This window comes from Candidatus Soleaferrea massiliensis AP7 (genome assembly GCF_000820765.1).
In the GTDB taxonomy this organism is placed as follows: Bacteria; Bacillota; Clostridia; order Oscillospirales; family Ruminococcaceae; genus Soleaferrea; species Soleaferrea massiliensis.
This window is the reverse complement of the sequence record NZ_CCYH01000043.1, coordinates 24,631-46,302: the sequence shown is the minus strand read 5'-3', so window position 1 is coordinate 46,302 and position 21,672 is coordinate 24,631. Positions and strand designations below refer to the sequence as shown.

The following is a 21,672-nucleotide window of genomic DNA, read 5'->3' as shown; positions in this document are numbered from 1 at the left end:
AGCGGGAAGGATGCAGGAATTTTTCCCTTTCTATAAAGGAAGATGCGTTTTTAAAAGCCGCGCGCCGAAGAAAAAAACAGGTGCTGTTTCCTTCCTCTGGCGCCGCGTGCCGACCCCTGCGGGGAATCCAACGACAGCCATTGATGCAAATAGATGAATGGAGTGAAGAAAAGATGGTGAATGTGAAACCGGTACAGCTTGGCAAGAACGTCCGGATGAGCTTTTCCAGGATCAATGAGGTTTTGGACATGCCAAATCTGATTGAGGTACAGAAAAACTCATACAACTGGTTCTTAACCCAGGGACTCAAGGAAGTTTTCCATGACGTCTCATCCATCACGGACCATACCGGCAACCTGGTGCTGGATTTTGTCGACTACCGCCTGGATGATACGCCAAAATACAGTGTAGAGGAATGTAAGGAACGCGATGTCACCTATGCAGCTCCGCTTCGCGTCAAGGCGCGCCTGCTGAACAAGGAGACCGGAGAGGTCAAGGAACAGGAGATCTTCATGGGGGATTTCCCGCTGATGACCGAGTCCGGAACCTTTATCATCAACGGCGCGGAACGCGTCATCGTCTCGCAGCTGGTCCGTTCGCCGGGCGTCTATTACGGCATGAACTACGACAAGGCCGGCAAAAAGCTGTTTACGACCACGGTCATCCCGAACCGCGGCGCGTGGCTCGAGTATGAGACCGATTCGAACGACGTGTTCTATGTCCGTATCGACAAGAACCGCAAGATCCCGGTGACCACCTTTATCCGTGCGCTGGGCCTTTCTTCCGACGCGCAGATCACCGACTTCTTCGGCGAGGATGAGCGGATGCTCGCGACCATCCAGAAGGACTCCACCAAGAACACCGAGGAGGCGCTTCTGGAGGTGTACCGCAAGCTGCGCCCGGGCGAGCCGCCGACGGTGGAGAGCGCGCAGACGCACATCGACAACCTGTTCTTTGACGCCAGGCGCTACGACATGTCGCGCGTCGGACGTTACAAATACAACAAGAAGCTGGCAATCGGCCTGCGCATCGCGGGAAGAGAGCTGGCCGAAGCCGTCATCAACCCGCTGACCGGCGAGCTGATGGCCGAGAAGGGCGAAATCCTGACCCGTGAAAAGGCCGTGGAGATCGAGCGCGCCGGCGTGGACACCGTATTCCTGAACGTCGAGGAGCATCTTGTCAAGGTCATCTCGAACGGCATGGTCGACATCAGCGACTTTGTGGGCTTCGACTGTGAGGAGCTCGGCGTCAACGAGAAGGTCCGCTTTGCGGTTCTGCGGGAAATCATGGAGAACAATGAAAGCGAGGAGCAGCTCAAAGAGGCGATCAAAGCGCAGATCGACGAGCTGATTCCGCGCCACATCATCATAGATGACATCTTTGCCACGATCAACTATGTCACCAACCTGGGACACGACGTCGGCACCACCGACGACATCGACCATTTGGGCAACCGCCGCATCCGCAGTGTCGGAGAGCTGCTGCAGAACCAGTTCCGCATCGGCTTTTCGAGGATGGACCGCGTGATCCGCGAGCGCATGAACCTGCAGGCGCAGGATATGGACGTCATCACGCCGCAGAGCCTGATCAACATCCGGCCGGTTGTCGCGTCGATCAAGGAGTTCTTCGGCTCCTCGCCGCTCTCCCAGTTCATGGACCAGACCAATCCGCTCGCGGAGCTGACGCATAAGCGCCGTCTCTCGGCGCTGGGCCCGGGCGGACTTTCCAGGGACCGCGCGGGATTCGAGGTCCGCGACGTGCACTACAGCCATTACGGCCGCATGTGCCCGATTGAGACCCCGGAAGGACCGAACATCGGACTCATCTCGTACCTTGCGAGCTTCGCGAGAATCAACCAGTACGGCTTCATCGAGGCGCCGTACCGCCGGGTGGACAAACTCAGCGGCGTCATCACCGACGAGGTCGTCTACATGACCGCCGACGTCGAGGACAATTATGTCGTCGCGCAGGCGAACGAGCCGATCGACGAGAACGGATGCTTCGCAAACGCCAGGGTCACCGGCCGCTTCCGCGACGAAATCCTCGAGGTGGAGCGCGAGAAGGTCGACTTCATGGACGTCTCGCCGAAGATGGTCGTGTCGGTCGCGACAGCGATGATCCCGTTCCTCGAGAACGACGACGCGAACCGCGCGCTGATGGGCTCAAACATGCAGAGACAGGCGGTGCCGCTGCTCAAAACCGAATCCCCGATTGTCGGAACCGGCATGGAATACAAGGCCGCCGTCGACTCGGGCGTCGCGGTCGTCTCGAAGGATGCCGGCGTCGTCGAGAAGGTTTCGGCGGACCACATCGATATCCGCAAGGATAACGGCGAGATCAAACGCTACAACATCATCAAATTCCTGCGTTCCAACCAGGGAACCTGTATCAACCAGCGGCCGGTCGTCGACAAGGGCGAGCGCGTCGAGGTCGGTCAGGTCATCGCGGACGGCCCGGCGACCAGCAACGGCGAAATCAGCCTGGGCAAAAACGCGCTGATCGGTTTCATGACCTGGGAGGGTTACAACTATGAGGACGCGGTTCTGTTAAATGAAAAGCTTGTCCGGGACGACGTGTTCACCTCGATCCACATTGAGGAATACGAAATCGAAGCCCGCGACACCAAGCTCGGCCCCGAGGAGATCACCCGCGATATTCCGAACGTCGGCGAGGACGCGCTCAAGGATCTCGACGAGCGCGGCATCATCCGGGTCGGCGCGGAGGTGCGCGCCGGGGATATCCTGGTCGGCAAGGTCACGCCGAAGGGCGAAACCGAGCTGACCGCGGAGGAACGCCTGCTCCGGGCGATCTTCGGCGAGAAGGCCCGCGAGGTCCGCGACACCTCTTTGAAGGTGCCGCACGGCGAATACGGCATCATTGTGGACGTCAACGTGTTCACCCGTGACAACTGCGACGAGCTGAGCCCGGGCGTCAACATGGTTGTGCGTTGCTACATCGCACAGAAGAGAAAGATCTCGGTCGGCGACAAGATGGCCGGACGCCACGGCAACAAGGGCGTCGTTTCGAGAATCCTGCCGCAGGAGGATATGCCGTTCCTGCCGGACGGCCGTCCGCTGGACATCGTGCTGAACCCGCTGGGCGTACCGTCCCGTATGAACATCGGCCAGGTGCTGGAGGTCCATCTGGGCCGCGCAGCGGCTGAACTCGGCTGGAAGGTTATGACCCCGGTCTTCGACGGCGCGCACGAGGGCGACATCCGCGAGTGCCTGAAGGAAGCCGGACTGCGCGAGGACGGCAAGACCGTGCTCTACGACGGACGCACCGGAGAGGCGTTTGACAACCCGGTCACAGTCGGCTACATGTACTTCTTAAAGCTTCACCATCTGGTTGACGATAAAATCCATGCCCGTTCCACCGGCCCGTATTCGCTGGTCACGCAGCAGCCGCTCGGCGGTAAAGCGCAGTTCGGCGGACAGCGTTTCGGTGAGATGGAGGTGTGGGCGCTCGAAGCGTACGGCGCGGCCTACACGCTGCAGGAGATCCTGACCGTCAAGTCCGACGACATCGTCGGACGCGTCAAGACCTACGAGGCGATTGTCAAGGGCCAGAACGTCCCGAAACCGGGCGTGCCGGAATCCTTCAAGGTCCTGATCAAGGAGCTGCAGTCGTTGGGACTCGACGTCAAGGTGCTTGACAAGGACGACGAGGAGATCGACCTCAAGCAGACCTTCGACGACGACGACGATCTGGCGATCGTGCCGAGCGACGACCTCGACGACCTGCTGGAGGAACCGCATGTCGAGGAGGAGGACGACTTCGACGGCTTCGGCATCGACGAGCCGAGCGAAGAGGACCTCGATGTGCTTGACCATATCGCAGAGCCGGAGGACATCGCCCTTGTGGAGGATGCCGAGGAGATCCTTGACATCCCGGACGCTCTGTTCGAGAACCTGAAGGACGAATAAGCCGGCAGCATCGGGACATCAATCCAAAAGAATGACAGTCCGGGCCGTGCGGGGCTTTCAGAATGGGAGCGCGCCGCACAGTCCGGGCATATACCGCCTTGAAACGGCGGATACAGCCGCATGAGCGGTGAACCCTGCCGCCCGGCGGCAGCCGGAGAAGAAACATACCGCCGGCCTTCGGCGGATCCGATAGAAGCCCGCAAGGGCGAACATAAGTGAGAAAGGGGTCGCATTATGGAATTTAATGTTTTTGAGTCGATTAAAATAGGGCTGGCCTCCCCCGAGCAGATTCGGGGATGGTCCTATGGAGAGGTAAAAAAACCGGAAACCATCAACTACCGCACCCTGAAGCCCGAACGCGACGGCCTTTTCTGTGAGCGTATCTTTGGTCCGCAGAAGGACTGGGAATGTCACTGCGGAAAGTACAAGCGTTTGCGTTATAAAGGTAAAATCTGCGACCGATGCGGCGTAGAGGTCACCCGCGCGAAGGTCCGCCGCGAGCGGATGGGCCATATCGAGCTGGCCGCGCCGGTTTCGCATATCTGGTACTTCAAGGGCATCCCTTCGCGGATGGGCCTGATTCTGGATATGTCCCCGAGACTTCTGGAGAAGATCCTGTACTTCGCATCCTATGTGGTCATCGATCCGGGCAACACGCCGCTTGAAAAGAAGCAGCTGCTGACCGAGAAGGAATACCGCGACATGCGGGACAAATATGAGAACGAATTCCGCGCCGACATGGGCGCGCAGGCGGTCAAGGAGCTGCTGCAGGACCTCGATCTCGAGGAACTCAGCGTGCAGCTGAAGGCCGAGCTGGAGGATTCCGGCGGCCAGAAGCGCGTGCGCATCCTGAAACGGCTCGAGGTCGTCGAAGCGTTCCGTTCCTCCGGCAACAAGCCGGAATGGATGATTTTGGACGTGGTGCCGGTCATCCCGCCGGATATCCGCCCGATGGTCCAGCTCGACGGCGGCAGGTTCGCAACCAGCGATCTCAACGATTTATATAGAAGGGTCATCAACCGCAACAACCGCCTGAAACGCCTTCTGGAGCTCGGCGCGCCGGATATCATCGTGCGCAACGAGAAGCGGATGCTGCAGGAAGCGGTCGACGCGCTGATCGACAACGGCCGCCGCGGCCGTCCGGTCACAGGCCCCAACAACCGCCCGCTCAAATCCCTTTCGGATATGCTCAAGGGCAAACAGGGACGTTTCCGTCAGAACCTGCTCGGAAAACGTGTCGACTACTCCGGCCGTAGCGTTATCGTCGTCGGCCCGGAGCTTAAGATGTACCAGTGCGGCCTGCCGAAGGAGATGGCGCTCGAGCTGTTCAAGCCGTTCGTCATGAAGCGGCTGGTCGAGAAGGGCATCGCAAACAACATCAAGAGCGCGCGCAAGATGGTCGAGCGCGCGAAGAACGAGGTCTGGGACGCGCTTGAAACGGTCATCAAGGACCATCCGGTGCTTCTGAACCGTGCGCCGACGCTGCACAGGCTCGGCATCCAGGCGTTTGAGCCGGTGCTGGTCGAAGGCCGCGCGCTGAAGCTGCATCCGCTGGTCTGTACCGCGTACAACGCCGACTTTGACGGCGACCAGATGGCGGTCCACGTGCCGCTCTCCGCCGAAGCGCAGGCCGAAGCGAGGTTCCTGATGCTCGCGGCGAACAACCTGCTGAAGCCGTCCGACGGCCGTCCGGTTGCGGTCCCGACACAGGATATGGTGCTGGGCTCCTACTACCTGACGCTGGTCAAGGAGGGCGAGCCGGGCGAAGGCAAGGTGTTCCGCGACATCGACGAGGCGCTGATGGCCTATCAGGAAGGCGCGGTCGGCCTGCATGCCCCGATCAAGGTGCGCCTGTCCAAGAAGATCGGCGACAAGGAGATCACCAAGGTCATCGACGCGACGGTCGGCAGACTGATCTTCAACGACCCGATCCCGCAGGACCTCGGCTATGTCGACCGTTCCAACTCGGATAACCTATTCGACCTCGAAATCTCGTTCCTGGTCGGCAAAAAGCAGCTCGGCCAGATCATCGACCGCTGCATCAAGATTCACGGCACGGCGACCACCGCCGAAGTGCTTGACAAGGTCAAGGCACAGGGCTTCAAATACTCCACCAGGGGCGCCATCACCGTCGCGGTCTGCGACGCGGTGATCCCGCCGCAGAAGAAGGAACTTCTGCAGCAGGCGGAGAACAACATCGATAAAGTTACAAAATTATATAAACGCGGTCTCATCTCGAACGACGAGCGCTACAGCCGCGTGCTGTCCACCTGGGCCGATACGACCGAGCAGGTCACCAAGGCGCTGCAGGCCAATCTGGACCGGTACAATCCGATCTTCATGATGGCGGATTCCGGCGCGCGTGGTTCCATCAACCAGATCAGGCAGCTCGCCGGCATGCGCGGACTGATCGCGAACACCTCCGGTACGACGATTGAGATCCCGATCCGCGCGAACTACCGTGAGGGCCTCAACATCCTGGAGTACTTCATCTCGTCCCGCGGCGCGCGCAAAGGCCTTGCCGATACGGCGCTGAGAACGGCGGACTCCGGCTACCTGACCAGGCGTCTTGTCGACGTTTCACAGGAGGTCATCATCCGCGAGCGCGACTGCGGAACCACCGAGGGACTGATTGTCTGCGACATCAAGGACGGCAACGAGATGATCGAGCCGCTGACCGAACGCCTGCAGGGCCGCTATCTTGTCGAGGACTATGTCGACGAGAAGACCGGTGAAGTGCTCGTATCGAAGGACAAGATGATGGACGACGCCGACGCGAAGAAGCTCATCGAGGCGGGCGTCCAGAAGATCAAAATCCGCTCGATCCTCAACTGCCATGCGAAGCACGGCGTCTGCGCGAAGTGCTACGGCTCCAACCTTGCAAACGGCAAGGAGATCTCCTCGGGCGAGGCGGTCGGCATCATCGCGGCGCAGTCGATCGGCGAGCCGGGCACCCAGCTGACCATGCGTACCTTCCATACCGGCGGTATCGCATCGGCGGAGGACATCACACAGGGTCTTCCGCGTGTCGAGGAGCTGTTCGAGGCCCGCAAGCCGAAGCATCTGGCGATCATCAGTGAAATTTCCGGTGAGGTCAGCATGCAGGAGATCAAGAAGAACCGCCATGCGGTCATCACCAACAGGGAAACCGGCGATGAGAAGAGCTACCTGATCCCGTTCGGCTCCCGCCTGCGGGTACAGGACGGCGACCGTGTCGAGGCCGGCGACATCCTGACCGAGGGTTCGGTCAATCCGCACGACGTGCTGGCCGTCAAGGGCGCGCTTGCCGTTCAGGATTACCTGATTCAGGAGGTACAGCGCGTTTACCGGATGCAGGGTGTTGACATCAACGACAAGCACATCGAGGTCATCGTGCGCCAGATGATGAAGAAGGTCCGCATCGACGAGCCGGGCGACACCGGATTCCTGCCGGGCGCCGTCGCCGAGAAGAGCGAGCTGCTCGCGAAGAACGCCCAGCTTCAGAAGCGCATCGACGAGGGTGAACTCACGCTGAGGACCGCGACCTACATCCCGATCCTGCTGGGTATCACCAAGGCGTCGCTTGCGACCGACAGCTTCCTGTCCGCCGCATCCTTCCAGGAGACGACCCGCGTGCTGACCGAAGCCGCCATCAAGGGCAAGGTTGACCCGCTGCTGGGACTCAAGGAAAATGTCATCATCGGCAAGCTGGTGCCTGCCGGAACCGGTATGGCCAAGGATGTAGATGTTCAGGTTGCCGGGAATGCGGCATCAAATGCCAATTTATCTGTTTATAATAATGATTTTGACTCGAGACAGGAAGAAATATTGACAAATCTCGAAGCGTAATGCTATAATAAAAAAAGTCCCGCCTGCGGTGGGGCAATCGGCTGCGCCGTTCTTTGACGAAGCAGGGTGGAATCGATGAGAGATTTTCGATCCGCATAATCGCAAAGGTTTGCAGAAAAAATCGATAGCAGAGTGTCTGCGAACAAACGGATGTCTGATAGAAATGATAGGCTCCCCCTCTGTCTTCCGGAAACCGTGAAGTTTCAGGAAGGACGGAGGGGGATTCCAAAGAGGCTCGCATTCGCTGGGGCATGCGCTGCGCGTTTCGGCCTTAGCACAGTAAATGCGCCGCCTGCTTTTATGGGGAATAATCCGCATAGCCGGCTTGCCCCGCTTCGGCGAAACCCTTTGGAGGCCTTACCTGCCGCCGTCATTGACCATCCTTATGAAAAGGCAGGCCATACAGGCCAAGTGCCGCTTGGCGAATGAATCTCCATGCGCTTTTTGAAGCCAAACGGCTTTTATTTTAAAGGTTGTTTGGAGATAAGGTTTACAGCCGTTTGACAAAGCGGCGAATCCCGCGGGAAAGTGTCCCGCCAATCACGATGCTGTTTCAGGGAAAATCCCTTAAACATAAATTTATTCAATTTCAGTGAGGAGGTGCGATATGCCAACCTTTAACCAGTTAGTACGCAAAGGCAGAGAGGTCATGGAGAAAAAATCCACCGCTCCGGCTCTTCAGAAGGGTTACAACTCCAAAAGAAAAGCCATGACGGATAAGAGTTCTCCGCAGAAACGCGGTGTCTGCACTGCTATCAGAACCCAGACCCCGAAAAAACCGAACTCTGCACTTCGTAAGGTTGCCAGGGTTAGACTGTCCAATGGAATGGAGGTTTCCTCTTACATTCCGGGTATCGGTCACAACCTGCAGGAACATAGTGTTGTTCTGATCCGTGGCGGACGTGTTAAGGACCTGCCTGGTGTGCGTTACCACATCATCCGCGGTACGCTCGATACCCAGGGCGTTGCCAACAGGAAACAGGCCCGTTCGAAATACGGCGCGAAACGTCCGAAGGCTGGTGCATCGAAATAATCAAGCGCTCCTGTTGATATAAAATCAGTTTGTTCCCTGAGGCGATATCGAACGATACGTACTGTCAGGGCGCGAACGGGAGTTTTTGATGCTTTCGAGTACCGATGATATCATTCTATGAAGGAGGGAAGCGAAGTGCCAAGAAGAGGTCGTATTGCAAAGCGCGATGTTTTGCCGGATCCTTTATACAATTCCAAGCTGGTCACCAGACTTGTCAACAACATTATGTATGACGGTAAGAAGGGTGTCGCTCAGAAGATTGTATATGGTGCATTCGATATCGTAAAAGAAAAGACAGGGAAAGATCCGCTGGAAGTGTTCCAGGCTGCGATGGACAACATCATGCCGGAGCTGGAAGTCAAGGCCCGCCGTGTCGGCGGCGCAAACTACCAGGTGCCGATGGAGGTTCGTCCGGACCGCAGACAGACGCTGGGACTCAGATGGATCACCGCATATTCCAGAGCTCGTTCCGAAAGAACGATGAAAGAAAGACTTGCCAATGAAATTCTCGACGCGATAAACGGTGCCGGTGGTGCTGTCAAGAAACGTGAAGACACCCACAAGATGGCAGAAGCCAACAAGGCTTTTGCACATTACAGATGGTAGTATCCGTTTATGCCGCTTAAGTGCGGCGGAATGTTTTCTTTGGCCCGGTCAGGGAAAAGTTCTGGATTTTTTTTCTGACATCTGGGCAGGCTATATACAAAATGGCTTTCGAGCGTTTTGTCAGCCATCTATTTTCGTTTTAAATTTTTGAAGGAGGACACTATGCCAAGAGACGTTTCATTGGAAATGACCCGTAATATAGGCATCATGGCCCATATCGACGCCGGTAAGACCACGACTACCGAACGTATTCTGTTCTATACCGGTAAGACCCACAAAATTGGTGAAACCCATGAGGGTTCCGCCACGATGGACTGGATGCAGCAGGAGCAGGAGAGGGGTATTACCATCACCTCGGCTGCGACAACCGCATTCTGGAAAAACCACAGAATCAACATCATTGACACCCCTGGTCACGTTGACTTTACGGCAGAGGTTGAACGTTCCTTGCGTGTTCTCGATGGCTCGGTCACAGTTTTCTGTGCAAAGGGCGGCGTCGAACCACAGTCAGAAACCGTTTGGCGTCAGGCGGACAAGTACCGCGTACCGAGAATGGCATACGTCAACAAGATGGACATCATGGGCGCGAACTTCTACAATGTTGTCCAGATGATGTTGGACCGCCTGAAATGCAACGCGGTGCCCATCCAGCTGCCAATCGGCGCTGAAAGCGACTTTAAGGGCATCATCGACCTGGTCGAGATGAAGGCGTACGTCTACTATGATGACCTTGGAACCGATATCCGTGTAGAGGATATCCCGGAAGAGCTGGCCGACAAGGCCGAGGAATATCATGTCAAGCTGCTGGAAGCGGTTGCGGAACAGGACGACAAGCTGATGGAGCTGTATCTCGAAGGAGAAGAGCTGCCGATCGACGATGTCAAGCTGGCCATCCGCAAAGCGACCATTGCAAACGATATGATCCCGGTTGTCTGCGGTACTTCTTATAAAAACAAGGGTGTTCAGAAGCTGCTGGATGCCATTGTCGACTATATGCCGGCCCCGGTTGACGTCCCGCACATCAAGGGTGTCAATCCGGAGACCGAAGAGGAAGAGGAGCGTGTTTCCTCTGACAACGGACCGTTCGCGGCGCTTGCGTTCAAGATTGCTGTCGACCCGTTTGTCGGAAAGCTCGGCTTCTTCCGCGTGTATTCCGGTACTGTCAAGGCGGGAAGCACGGTGTACAACTCCGTGAAGGACTGCAATGAGAGAATCGGACGCATTCTGCAGATGCACGCGAACCACCGCCAGGATATCGATGTCTGCTATGCGGGCGATATCGCGGCGGCGGTAGGCCTCAAGAACACCACGACCGGCGACACGCTGTGCGACGAGAAGCATCCGATCATCCTGGAGTCGATGGAATTCCCGGAACCGGTTATCCGCGTCGCCATCGAGCCGAAGACCAAAGCCGGTCAGGAAAAGATGGGCATCGGCCTTTCGAAGCTGGCGGAGGAGGACCCGACCTTCAAAACCTATACGGATGAAGAGACGGGCCAGACCATCATCGCCGGTATGGGCGAGCTCCATCTGGAGATCATCGTCGACCGCCTGCTCAGAGAGTTCAAGGTCGAGGCGAACATCGGTAACCCGCAGGTTGCATACAAGGAAACCATCCGCAAGAACGCGGACATCGACCACAAGTATGCAAGACAGTCCGGCGGTAAGGGCCAGTACGGCCACGTCAAAATCCGCGTAGAGCCGAACGAAAGCGGCAAGGGCTACGAGTTCAAGAACGCAGTCGTCGGCGGCGCGATTCCGAAGGAATACATCCCGGCGGTCGATCAGGGTATCCAAGGCGCGATGCAGTCCGGTATCCTTGCGGGCTATCCGGTCGTAGACGTCAAGGTTGAGCTGTACGACGGTTCCTACCATGAGGTCGACTCCTCGGAAATGGCGTTTAAGATCGCTGGCTCCATGGCGTTCAAGGAAGCGCTCCGCAAAGCGGATTCCGTCATCCTCGAGCCGATCATGCGCGTGGACGTCACCGTGCCGGAAGAGTACATGGGCGACGTCATGGGAGACCTCAACTCCCGCCGCGGACAGATCCAGGGTATGGAAGCCATCAACGGCGCGCAGCAGATCACCGCGTTTGTGCCGCTGTCCGAGATGTTCGGCTATGCGACCGACATGCGTTCCAAAACCCAAGGCCGCGGACAGTATGTCATGCAGCCGAGCCACTATATTGAAGTGCCGAAATCCATTGCCGAGAAGATTATGTCCGCACGCGGAAAATAATCCGGAAAAAGTTCGGTATTTCCCTTGTTTTTTTTATCAATCCTTGATAAAATAGACTCTAATAGGGAAAAGGGCGTCGGAAAGGATTTTCCGGTGTCCTCTTCCCATACAAACGGAACTTACTTCTGTTTATAATTTGAAAGTATTATTAAAGGAGGCCAATTCCAATGGCAAAAGCTAAATTTGAAAGAACAAAGCCGCATATTAATATTGGTACAATTGGACACGTTGACCATGGTAAAACCACGCTGACCGCAGCCATCACCAAAACCCTGGGTATGCAGGGCCAGGCTGACTATGTCGCTTACGACATGATCGATAAGGCTCCGGAAGAAAGAGAACGCGGAATCACCATCAACACCGCGCACGTTGAGTATGAAACCGAGAACCGTCACTATGCGCACGTTGACTGCCCGGGACATGCTGACTATGTCAAGAACATGATCACCGGTGCCGCTCAGATGGACGGCGCTATCCTCGTTGTCTCCGCTGCAGACGGCCCGATGCCGCAGACCCGTGAGCACATCCTGCTCTCCCGTCAGGTCGGCGTTCCTTATATCGTCGTCTATATGAACAAAGCGGACCAGGTTGACGATCCGGAACTGCTCGAGCTCGTCGAAATGGAAATCCGTGAGCTGCTCAGCGACTACGAATTCCCGGGCGACGATATTCCAATCGTCTGCGGTTCTGCGCTGAAAGCCCTGGAAGCTCCAAACGATCTGTCCGATCCGGCTTACAAGTCCATCCTGGACCTGATGAAAGCTGTTGACGAATATATCCCGACCCCGGAAAGAAAAGCAGACCTGCCGTTCCTGATGCCTGTAGAGGACGTCTTCACCATCACCGGCCGTGGTACTGTTGCTACCGGCAGAGTTGAGAGAGGCCAGCTGAAGACCGGCGATGAAATCGAAATCATCGGTCTGACCGACGAGAGAAAGAAAACCGTTGTTACCGGTATCGAAATGTTCAGAAAGATTCTGGACTATGCAGAAGCCGGCGATAACATCGGCGCTCTGCTCCGCGGCGTTCAGCGTACAGAGATTGAAAGAGGCCAGGTCCTTTGTAAACCGGGCTCCATCAATCCGCACACCAAATTCTCCGGCCAGGTCTACATCCTGAAGAAGGAAGAAGGCGGCCGTCATACGCCGTTCTTCAACAACTACCGTCCGCAGTTCTATTTCAGAACCACCGACGTTACCGGTGTCGTCTCCCTGCCGGAAGGCATTGAGATGTGCATGCCTGGCGACAACGTCGACATGGACGTTGAACTGATCACCCCGATCGCGATCGAAACCGGTCTGCGTTTCGCTATCCGTGAAGGCGGTCGTACCGTTGGCTCCGGCGTCGTCACCAAGATCAACGAATAATTCATTGATTGTTATAAAAGCTCCCGAAGAAATTCGGGAGCTTTTTTGCGCGCGGCGGTAATTGAAGCAGGAAGCCTTTTGGAATGGGAAGACGATGCGTGAGCAGAGCTTCCATCTATAAAATAGTCAGGATCTGAGGAGGAGCGGCTTGCTCTAAGGCGTCCGGAAGACGCAGGCAACCGGTTCAGCCGGGAGATGTAGCGCAATGGCGAAAGGATTTCGATTGCTGAAAGCAGTGAAACGCGCTCTGGGGAAACAGGCTTTGACAGGAAATTTGGAAGAGCGACAAAAAAACGCCAAAACAATGGAAAATCATGCCTGTTTACGGTTGACGGAAAATGTGAATTGGTTTATAATACAAGTTGAACAAATAAGAATATGTCCTGCTTCCGGATGGGATGCGCCGGTGCCTTGGGCGTTGCGGCCGTGCCCTGTTCAGGGCCTTGAGCAGGACGAGACATCATTGGAGGACATAAAAAATGAAAAGGACATGGAACACGTCCGCTGTGCCGATGGTTCTGGGACTGGCCGGCGGCATTGTCGGCGTACCGTTTGCAACCCGGTTTTCCGGACTGCTTGCGGGCATCTCCAACATCGGGACGGGTTCGGCGAGGCTGGCTGGAGTCTATTCATTTCTGATGCTGGCCGGGTCGCTGATGGGCATCCTGTTCGCTCTGCTGTCCAAGAAGCGGCCGATGACATCCTGCGCGGGCTTTATCCTGTCGGCGGCGATGGTCGGCGTGACGCTCGGCTCGTTTCACGCGCTCACGCTGACAATCACGCTGCTGTTCTTCTTCGCGGCGGTCGTCTGCCTGATGCAGCGAAGAACGCAGCTGCTGCATCTGATGAGCTGTCTGAAAGGCGTGCTTTCCAAGAAGCGGGAAGCGCCGATCGAGACGCAGCACGCGGCCGGTGCCAAATAGGAACAGAAAGCGGTGCCGCATCGCCGTCAATAAGGTCGTTATATAAGTGAGAAAACGCGGTGCGGATGCAGAGGGGCTGTACGAGAGAGCGGACAGAAAATCGGGACATCAATTCGTCAGAAAACACCACAGAGAAAAGAGGAAGGCAGATTTCGGCCGAAAACGCACGGATTCACGGAAAGTTTACAAGTTTTCGGCCGAAACGCTTGCTTTTCAAGATGCGGTGTGGTATTATTACTGAGTGAGACTGCACTAGATATGCGATGACGCGGGAGGTTGCTGCTTTGCAGGTAATTTCCGCTGAGTATGTCCGATTTAAAACCGGGCGACAGAAATACTGAACAATTTGAAGCATAAGGGGATGCTATGCCCTTTATGGATGTTTTTCTGTAAAGAAATTCCATTCAAATTGTTGTAAGGATGTTTGACTTCCGGAGAACTTGCGTCTGAAAACGAAAGTTTATCCGGATTTTTTAAGCTTCAAACTACAAACACACGGAACAGTGTTCAGTTTTTACTGCGCCCCCAAAGATTTTATGCAAAACCTTAAGGAGGCGATGGAAAGTGGCAGTCAATGAAAAAATCAGAATCAGGCTCAAGGGTTACGACCATCAGTTGGTGGATGCGTCCGCAGTGAAGATTGTGGAGACCGCAAAGCGCACCGGTTCGTCTGTGTCAGGACCGATTCCGCTCCCAACTGAGAAGGAAATCGTCACGATTCTCCGTGCGGTTCACAAGTATAAGGACAGCCGTGAGCAGTTCGAAATGCGCACCCACAAGAGACTGATCGATGTCATCAGACCGTCCCAGAAAACTGTGGAAGCTCTGATGGGATTAGAACTCCCTGCCGGCGTAGAAATCGAGATTAAACTCTAAGCTTGGTTTCCAAAACGAACACCGGACAGGTCATGTTGGTCTTCTATAGAGATCAACCAATAACCTAAGGAGGTAAACTGAATGCAAAAGTGCATGATCGCCAAGAAAATTGGCATGACGCAGATCTTTGATGAGCTAGGCAACATCATCCCTGTCACCGTAGTGGAAGCAGGACCGTGTGTTGTGGTTCAGAAAAAGACCAAGGAAAACGACGGCTATGAGGCTGTCCAGGTCGGTTACGGCGACGTCAAGACCAAGAACGTCAACAAACCGATGAAAGGTCACTTCGACAAAGCGGATGTCGCTGCGAAGAAGCGGCTCAAGGAATTCCGTCTGGATGACTGCTCCGCGATCAACGTGGGCGACATCATCAAAGCGGATGCCTTTGAAGCCGGCGACCGCGTAGACGTACAGGGTATCAGCAAAGGTAAAGGCTATCAGGGCGCCATCAAGCGCTTCGGATATCACAGCCTGAAGGCCACCCACGGTTCCGGTCCTGTCGGCAGACACGCAGGCTCCAACGGCGCGTGCTCCGATCCGTCCAGGGTTATGAAGGGCAAGGGACTGCCGGGTCATATGGGCGTTCAGAAAATTACCGTGCAGAACCTTGACGTTGTCAAAGTAGATGCAGAGAATAATCTTATCGCGATTAAAGGTGCTATTCCGGGCCCGAAAAACGGAATCGTATATATCACCGACAGCGTTAAGAGGGCGTAAGGGAAGGAGGAAGCACAATGCCAAAAGTTACTGTATTTGATATGGCAGGACAGCAGGTCGGAGAGATGGAGCTTTCCGAAACTGTCTTCGGTATTGAGCCGAACAAGTCCGTTATGCACGCGGCTGTTGTGAATTATCTCGCAAACCAGCGTCAGGGCACGCAGTCCACACTGACAAGGACTGAAGTGCGCGGCGGCGGCAAAAAGCCATGGCGCCAGAAGGGCACCGGCCATGCAAGACAGGGTTCCACCAGAGCTCCGCAATGGACACACGGCGGCGTAGCGCTGGGACCAAAGCCGCGGGATTACAGCTACTCCCTGAACAAAAAGGTGAAGAGACTGGCTATTAAATCCGCGTTCTCTTCCAAGGTGCTTGACGAGCAGATCATTGTCCTCGACAAGCTGGAACTCGAAGAGATCAAAACCAAGAGCATCGTGAAGATGCTGGGCGCGCTGGGTGTGGAAAAGAAAGCGCTGATCGTCATGGCTGACAAGGATGACAAAATCATCCGCAGCGCAAACAACATCCCGGGTGTCAAGACGGCGCTGATCAACACGCTGAACGTCTACGATGTTCTGAATTATGATAAATTTATCGTCGTGAAGGATGCCGTTGCGAAAATCGAGGAGGTGTATGCATAATGAAAAAGGCGCAGGATATCATCATTCGCCCGATCATTACCGAAGCCAGCATGCAGAACATGCAGGAGAAGAAATACACGTTCAAGGTCGCAAAAGACGCCAATAAGATCGAGATTGGCAAAGCAGTAGAAGAACTTTTCGGCGTACAGGTCCAGAAGGTCAACACCATCAGCTGCCGCGGCGCTCTCAAGCGCATGGGCCGCAACCAGGGTTACCGTCCGGACTGGAAAAAAGCGATTGTTACGCTGACCGAAGAATCCAAGGGCATTGAGTTCTTCGAGACCATGATGTAAGATTTCTGTCATGGCTTTGCGGGCATCAGCCCGCCGTGTATGGGATGCTCATAATCCCGCTAAATCTTATGAGGAGTGTGAAACGACATGGCTATTAAGACCTACAAACCGACAACCCCGTCGAGACGTCAGATGACCGTCACCGACTACAGCGAGTTGTCGAAGGTAGCGCCGGAAAGAAGTCTCTTGGCTCCGATCAAGAAGAATTCCGGACGCAACAGCTACGGCAGAATCACGGTCCGTCACCGTGGTGGCGGAAACCGCAGAAAATACCGCGTCATCGATTTCAAAAGAGATAAATTCGGCATTCCGGCCGAAGTTTTAACCTTAGAGTACGATCCGAACCGCTCCGCGCACATCGCGCTGGTGCAGTACGAGGATGGCGAGAAGCGCTACATCATCGCCCCGGTCGGCCTGAAGATCGGACAGAAGATTGTCTCCGGACCGGATGCCGACATCAAGCCGGGCAATGCGCTGCCGCTTGTCAATATCCCGGTCGGTACGTTCATCCACAACATTGAGCTGTACCCGGGCAAGGGCGCTCAGCTCGCCCGCTCCGCCGGCAACATGGCGCAGCTGATGGCGAAGGAAGGCAAACATGCGCTGCTTCGTCTGCCGTCTTCCGAGCTCCGCAAGGTTCCGGATTCCTGCATGGCCACCATCGGCCAGGTTGGAAACATCACGCATGAGAACGTCAACATCGGTAAAGCCGGCCGCAAACGTCATATGGGCTTCCGCCCGACTGTCCGCGGTTCCGTCATGAACCCATGCGATCACCCGCACGGCGGTGGTGAAGGCAAAAGCCCGATCGGACGTCCGGGTCCTGTTACTCCTTGGGGTAAACCGACTCTGGGCTACAAGACCAGAGCGACACACAACCGTTCCGACAAGTTCATTGTAAAACGTCGGAACCAGAAATAATGGTCCTAGAAAGGAGGCAGATTGATGGGCAGAAGTGTTAAGAAAGGCCCTTACGTGCAGGAAGTTCTGCTGAAAAGGGTTATCGCAATGAACGAGGCCGGCGAAAAGAAGGTCCTCAAGACCTGGAGCCGCGCTTCTACAATATTCCCGGATTTTGTTGGACACACCTTTGCTGTTCATGACGGCAGAAAACATGTCCCAGTCTACATCACTGAAGATATGGTAGGCCATAAATTAGGTGAGTTTGCCCCGACCAGAACGTACAGGGGCCACGCCGGAGCAAAAAAGACCGGCGCTAGATAGGTTGCCGGAAGGAGGATAACATTTATGGAAGCTAGGGCTTATCTGAGACATGTCCGTATAGCGCCCAGAAAAGTGCAGATCGTCCTTGATTTGATCAGAAACAAGGATACCGCACAGGCTATGGCGATATTGAGACATACACCAAAAGCTGCTTGCGAGCCGCTGATGAAGCTCCTGAAGTCGGCCGTCGCCAATGCAGAAAACAACCATGAGATGGATAAGGATAACCTCTATGTTGCAGAGTGTTTTGTCTGCCCGGGTCCGACCCTCAAGAGGATCAGACCGCGCGCGCAGGGACGCGCCTTCAGGGTGCTGAAGAGAACCAGCCACATCACGATGGTTGTCCGTGAAAAAGACGGCGCTGCAAAGCCGGCCGTCAAAGAAGAAACCAAGAAGAGCGCAAAGAAGACCTCTGCTAAAAAAGAAGAGGTCGTCGCCACCGAGAAGGAATAAGCTGAAAGAGGAGGTAAACTATGGGCCAAAAAGTTAATCCGCACGGACTCCGTGTGGGCGTCATCAAAAATTGGGATTCCCGCTGGTTTGCTAGGGACGATGCTTTCGGCGATATCCTCGTCGAGGATTATAAGCTGCGCAAATTCCTGAAGGAAACCTTATATGCCGCAGGCGTGCCGCGCATCGAAATCGAACGCGACGCAGCCCGCGTCAGAATTCACATCCACTGTGCAAAGCCGGGCATGGTTATCGGCAAGGGCGGCACAGAAATTGAAAAGCTTCGCAAAACCTGTGAGGGTATGCTGAAGAAACCGGTTGCCATCAACATCGTTGAGGTCAGACAGCCGGATAAAAACGCACAGCTCGTAGCGGAAAGCATCGCCGCACAGCTCGAGAGAAGGGTTTCCTTCAGAAGAGCGATGAAGCAGGCGATCGGCCGCGCCATGAAGCTGGGCGCAAGGGGCATCAAGACCCAGGTCTCCGGTCGTTTGGGCGGCGCGGAAATCGCGCGCACCGAGCGTTACCATGAAGGCACCATTCCCCTGCAGACCATCCGTGCCGATATCGACTACGGATTCGCAGAGGCGAAGACCACCTACGGACGCATCGGCGTCAAAGTGTGGATCTATGCCGGAGAGGTCCTGGCGGATGTTAACAGGAAGCCTCAGAGGGAAGGAGGCAGAAGATAATGCTGTTGCCAAAAAGAGTGAAATACCGCAGAGTCCACAGAGGACGCATGAAGGGTAAGGCGACCAGAGGCAACACCGTTACCTACGGTGATTTCGGTCTCCAGGCGCTCGAGCCGGGCTGGATCAAGTCCAACCAGATCGAGGCCGCCCGTATTGCCATGACCCGTTACATCAAACGTGGCGGTCAGGTATGGATTAAAATTTTCCCGGATAAACCGGTTACCGAAAAACCTGCTGAAACCCGCATGGGTTCCGGTAAAGGTAGCCCGGAATACTGGGTCGCAGTCGTCAAGCCGGGCAGAGTGCTGTTCGAAATCGGCGGCGTATCGGAAGAACTGGCGCGTGAAGCAATGCGTCTCGCAATGCATAAGCTGCCTATCAAGACCAAGTTTGTAAAAAAGGAAGAAATGGGTGGTGAGCAATAATGAAGGCTATTGAGCTTCGTGAAATGTCCATGGCGGAACTGAATGATAAATTAGCAGACCTCAAAGCCGAGCTTTTCAACCTGCGCTTCCAACACGCTATCAACCAGCTGGAGAATCCTTTGAAGATCAAGGATGTCAAGAAGGATATTGCTCGTGTCAAAACGGTCATGCGCCAGCTGGAACTGGAAGATATGCAGTAGAGCGGAAGGGAGGATTAAGCTGTGAGCGAAAGAAACCTCAGAAAAACGAGGATCGGCGTGGTCGTCAGCGACAAGATGGATAAAACCGTCGTCATTGCGATCAAGGACAATGTAAAGCATCCTCTTTACAAAAAGATCATTAAGCGCACTGTCAAACTCAAAGCTCATGACGAGAAAAACGAATGTGGTGTCGGTGACAAGGTTCTTGTCATGGAAACCCGTCCGATCTCGAAGGACAAGAGATGGCGTGTGGCCGAAATCATAGAAAAAGCAAAATAACGGTTATTGTATAGTCGTTAGGGGCTGCCGTGAGGCAGCCGGACTCGAAAGGAGGAACGCACTGTGATACAGATGCAAACCCGCCTGAAGGTAGCCGACAATACCGGTGCAAAGGAATTAATGTGTATCCGCGTGTTAGGCGGCTCCCGTAGAAGGTATGCAAACATTGGCGACGTCGTGGTAGCTTCGGTCAAAAAAGCAGCACCCGGTGGCGTTGTCAAAAAAGGTGATGTCGTAAAGGCCGTTATCGTCCGTTCAGCGAAGGGTCTGCGCCGTAACGACGGCACATACATCCGCTTCGACGAGAACGCGGCAGTTATCATAAGAGATGATAAGAACCCGAGAGGTACGCGTATCTTTGGCCCTGTCGCCAGAGAGCTGCGCGACAAAGACTATCTGAAAATTTTAAGCCTCGCTCCCGAGGCGCTTTAATGGAGGTGCACTGAAAGTGAATACACTTCACGTTAAAAAAGGCGATACTGTCGTCATTTTATCAGGCAAGGACAAAGGCGCCAAGGGCAAGGTTCTCCAGGTGAGTCCCACTGAGAAGAAGGTTATCGTGGAAGGCTGCAATAAAGTGACCAAGCACGTGAAACCGAGAAAGATGGGAGCCCCGGGAGGACTTGTGTCGGCCGAAGCGCCTTTATACGCCTGCAAGGTACAGCTTGTCTGCCCGAAGTGCCACAAACCGGCCAGAGTCGGACACGAAGTATATGCGAACGGTGAAAAGTTGCGTTTGTGTAAAAAATGCGGCGAAACTTTTTAAGTAAGGAGATAGAAACATGGCAAGACTTAAAGAGTACTATGTGAATGATGTAGCACCGGCTCTGATGAAGAAGTTCGGCTACAAAAGCGTCATGCAGATTCCGAAGCTTGAGAAGATCGTTATAAACGTTGGCTGCGGCGAAGCCCGCGACAACCAGAAGATGATTGATGCAATCGTGTCTGATATGATGAAGATTACAGGTCAGCGCCCGGTCGTCTGCAAGGCGAAGAAATCGGTCGCGAACTTTAAGCTTCGTCAGGGAATGAGCATCGGTGCAAAGGTCACTCTGAGAAGTGAAAAGATGTATGAGTTCCTCGACAGACTTTTCAATATAGCGCTTCCAAGGGTTCGTGACTTCAGAGGAATCAACGCGAATTCCTTTGACGGACGCGGCAACTACAATATGGGCCTGAAAGAACAGCTCATTTTCCCGGAAATCGATTACGATAAAATAGATAAAATCCGCGGTATGGACATCTGCTTTGTCACAACCGCGAAAACAGATGAGGAAGCACGTGAGCTGCTGACGCTCATGGGCGCCCCGTTTGCGAAGTAAGGAGGTAAGTATTAGGTGGCTAAAAAGTCGATGATCAACAAACAGCAGAGAACACCGAAATTCTCTACCCGTTCGTACAACAGGTGCAAAATTTGTGGAAGGCCGCACGCTTATCTTCGTAAATTCGGCATCTGCCGTATATGCTTCAGGGAACTGGCTTACAAGGGACAGATTCCTGGGGTGAAGAAAGCCAGCTGGTAAGCATAAGCAAAGGAGGTAGACGGCATGCAAATCACCGATACAATTGCTGATATGCTAACCCGTATCAGAAACGCAAACGCAGCGAAACATGACACGGTGGATATCCCGGCATCCAACATGAAAAAAGCCATCGCGCAGATTCTGCTGGATGAAGGATATATCAAAGGCTTCCAGGTGACCGAAGATGGTAAACAGGGCGTCATCCACATGTCTTTAAAATATGTGGAGAACAAGGCGCCGGTCATCACCGGCCTTCGCAGAGTGTCCAAACCGGGCCTGCGTATTTATACCGACTGTGAGAATATGCCCAAAGTCATGAAGGGACTGGGCATCGCGATCATCTCGACATCCAAAGGCGTTATGACCGATAAAACGGCGCGCAAGGAAAATGTCGGCGGCGAAGTTCTTGCATTCGTTTGGTAAGGAGGTGC

At 54.8% G+C, this 21,672-nt stretch carries 22 protein-coding genes and 1 pseudogene; all 23 read left to right on the top strand.

The genetic code is table 11. The features are described 5' to 3' along the window. Positions 1-173 precede the first annotated feature (173 nt). The 23 genes and pseudogenes from rpoB (at position 174) to rpsH (ending at position 21,664) form a co-directional block, all read left to right on the top strand. Positions 174-3,926, top strand: a complete 3,753-nt coding sequence (gene rpoB / locus BN348_RS11065; protein WP_040198069.1) for a DNA-directed RNA polymerase subunit beta — start codon at positions 174-176, stop codon at positions 3,924-3,926. 231 nt (positions 3,927-4,157) lie between these two features. Then, positions 4,158-7,754, top strand: coding sequence for a DNA-directed RNA polymerase subunit beta' (gene rpoC / locus BN348_RS11060; protein WP_052446897.1), 3,597 nt, complete (start codon positions 4,158-4,160; stop codon positions 7,752-7,754). 607 nt (positions 7,755-8,361) lie between these two features. Next, entirely contained in the window at positions 8,362-8,787 is a 426-nt protein-coding gene (rpsL, locus tag BN348_RS11055) for a 30S ribosomal protein S12 (protein ID WP_040198067.1), read from the top strand. A gap of 135 nt (positions 8,788-8,922) precedes the next feature. Further along, complete coding sequence (rpsG, locus tag BN348_RS11050) at positions 8,923-9,393, top strand: 30S ribosomal protein S7 (protein WP_040198066.1); 471 nt, start codon at positions 8,923-8,925, stop codon at positions 9,391-9,393. 162 nt (positions 9,394-9,555) lie between these two features. Continuing rightward, positions 9,556-11,631, top strand: coding sequence for an elongation factor G (fusA, locus tag BN348_RS11045; RefSeq protein WP_040198065.1), 2,076 nt, complete (start codon positions 9,556-9,558; stop codon positions 11,629-11,631). Positions 11,632-11,798: 167 nt separating this feature from the next. Further along, positions 11,799-12,998, top strand: a complete 1,200-nt coding sequence (tuf, locus tag BN348_RS11040) for an elongation factor Tu (protein ID WP_040198064.1) — start codon at positions 11,799-11,801, stop codon at positions 12,996-12,998. A 479-nt stretch (positions 12,999-13,477) separates the two neighbouring features. After that, a complete protein-coding gene (locus BN348_RS11035; protein WP_040198063.1) occupies positions 13,478-13,921 on the top strand; it encodes a hypothetical protein in 444 nt (147 codons plus the stop codon). 564 nt (positions 13,922-14,485) lie between these two features. After that, positions 14,486-14,797, top strand: coding sequence for a 30S ribosomal protein S10 (rpsJ, locus tag BN348_RS11025; RefSeq protein ID WP_040198060.1), 312 nt, complete (start codon positions 14,486-14,488; stop codon positions 14,795-14,797). Positions 14,798-14,878: 81 nt separating this feature from the next. Then, positions 14,879-15,514, top strand: a complete 636-nt coding sequence (gene rplC, locus BN348_RS11020; protein WP_040198059.1) for a 50S ribosomal protein L3 — start codon at positions 14,879-14,881, stop codon at positions 15,512-15,514. 17 nt (positions 15,515-15,531) lie between these two features. Next, positions 15,532-16,155 carry a 50S ribosomal protein L4 gene (gene rplD / locus BN348_RS11015; protein ID WP_040198056.1) on the top strand — a complete coding sequence of 208 codons (624 nt, stop codon included), beginning with the start codon at positions 15,532-15,534 and terminating at the stop codon, positions 16,153-16,155. Next, entirely contained in the window at positions 16,155-16,448 is a 294-nt protein-coding gene (rplW, locus tag BN348_RS11010) for a 50S ribosomal protein L23 (RefSeq protein ID WP_040198055.1), read from the top strand. Before rplD ends, rplW begins: the two co-directional genes overlap by 1 nt. Positions 16,449-16,535: 87 nt before the next feature. Beyond that, positions 16,536-17,369, top strand: coding sequence for a 50S ribosomal protein L2 (gene rplB / locus BN348_RS11005; protein ID WP_040198054.1), 834 nt, complete (start codon positions 16,536-16,538; stop codon positions 17,367-17,369). A gap of 24 nt (positions 17,370-17,393) precedes the next feature. Then, on the top strand, positions 17,394-17,672 hold the full coding sequence (rpsS, locus tag BN348_RS11000; RefSeq protein WP_040198053.1) for a 30S ribosomal protein S19: 279 nt from the start codon (positions 17,394-17,396) through the stop codon (positions 17,670-17,672). A gap of 24 nt (positions 17,673-17,696) precedes the next feature. Further along, positions 17,697-18,029, top strand: a pseudogene (gene rplV, locus BN348_RS10995) (50S ribosomal protein L22); the annotation flags it as partial. A gap of 116 nt (positions 18,030-18,145) precedes the next feature. Continuing rightward, positions 18,146-18,814, top strand: coding sequence for a 30S ribosomal protein S3 (gene rpsC, locus BN348_RS10990; protein ID WP_040198050.1), 669 nt, complete (start codon positions 18,146-18,148; stop codon positions 18,812-18,814). Next, positions 18,814-19,239: a 50S ribosomal protein L16 gene (gene rplP / locus BN348_RS10985; protein WP_040198048.1), complete on the top strand. Its 426-nt coding sequence runs from the start codon at positions 18,814-18,816 to the stop codon at positions 19,237-19,239. Before rpsC ends, rplP begins: the two co-directional genes overlap by 1 nt. Further along, positions 19,239-19,439, top strand: a complete 201-nt coding sequence (gene rpmC / locus BN348_RS10980; protein ID WP_040198046.1) for a 50S ribosomal protein L29 — start codon at positions 19,239-19,241, stop codon at positions 19,437-19,439. Before rplP ends, rpmC begins: the two co-directional genes overlap by 1 nt. A gap of 21 nt (positions 19,440-19,460) precedes the next feature. Then, positions 19,461-19,718 carry a 30S ribosomal protein S17 gene (gene rpsQ / locus BN348_RS10975; protein WP_040198043.1) on the top strand — a complete coding sequence of 86 codons (258 nt, stop codon included), beginning with the start codon at positions 19,461-19,463 and terminating at the stop codon, positions 19,716-19,718. Positions 19,719-19,781: 63 nt separating this feature from the next. Further along, positions 19,782-20,150, top strand: a complete 369-nt coding sequence (gene rplN, locus BN348_RS10970) for a 50S ribosomal protein L14 (protein ID WP_040198041.1) — start codon at positions 19,782-19,784, stop codon at positions 20,148-20,150. A gap of 16 nt (positions 20,151-20,166) precedes the next feature. Then, the gene (rplX, locus tag BN348_RS10965) at positions 20,167-20,484 is read left to right on the top strand and encodes a 50S ribosomal protein L24 (RefSeq protein ID WP_040198040.1); all 318 of its coding nucleotides are present in this window, start codon (positions 20,167-20,169) and stop codon (positions 20,482-20,484) included. Between the two features lie 16 nt (positions 20,485-20,500). Beyond that, entirely contained in the window at positions 20,501-21,040 is a 540-nt protein-coding gene (gene rplE, locus BN348_RS10960; protein WP_040198039.1) for a 50S ribosomal protein L5, read from the top strand. A gap of 15 nt (positions 21,041-21,055) precedes the next feature. Continuing rightward, the gene (locus BN348_RS13665; protein ID WP_082020944.1) at positions 21,056-21,241 is read left to right on the top strand and encodes a type Z 30S ribosomal protein S14; all 186 of its coding nucleotides are present in this window, start codon (positions 21,056-21,058) and stop codon (positions 21,239-21,241) included. A gap of 24 nt (positions 21,242-21,265) precedes the next feature. Beyond that, entirely contained in the window at positions 21,266-21,664 is a 399-nt protein-coding gene (rpsH, locus tag BN348_RS10955) for a 30S ribosomal protein S8 (RefSeq protein WP_040198037.1), read from the top strand. Positions 21,665-21,672: the final 8 nt, after the last annotated feature.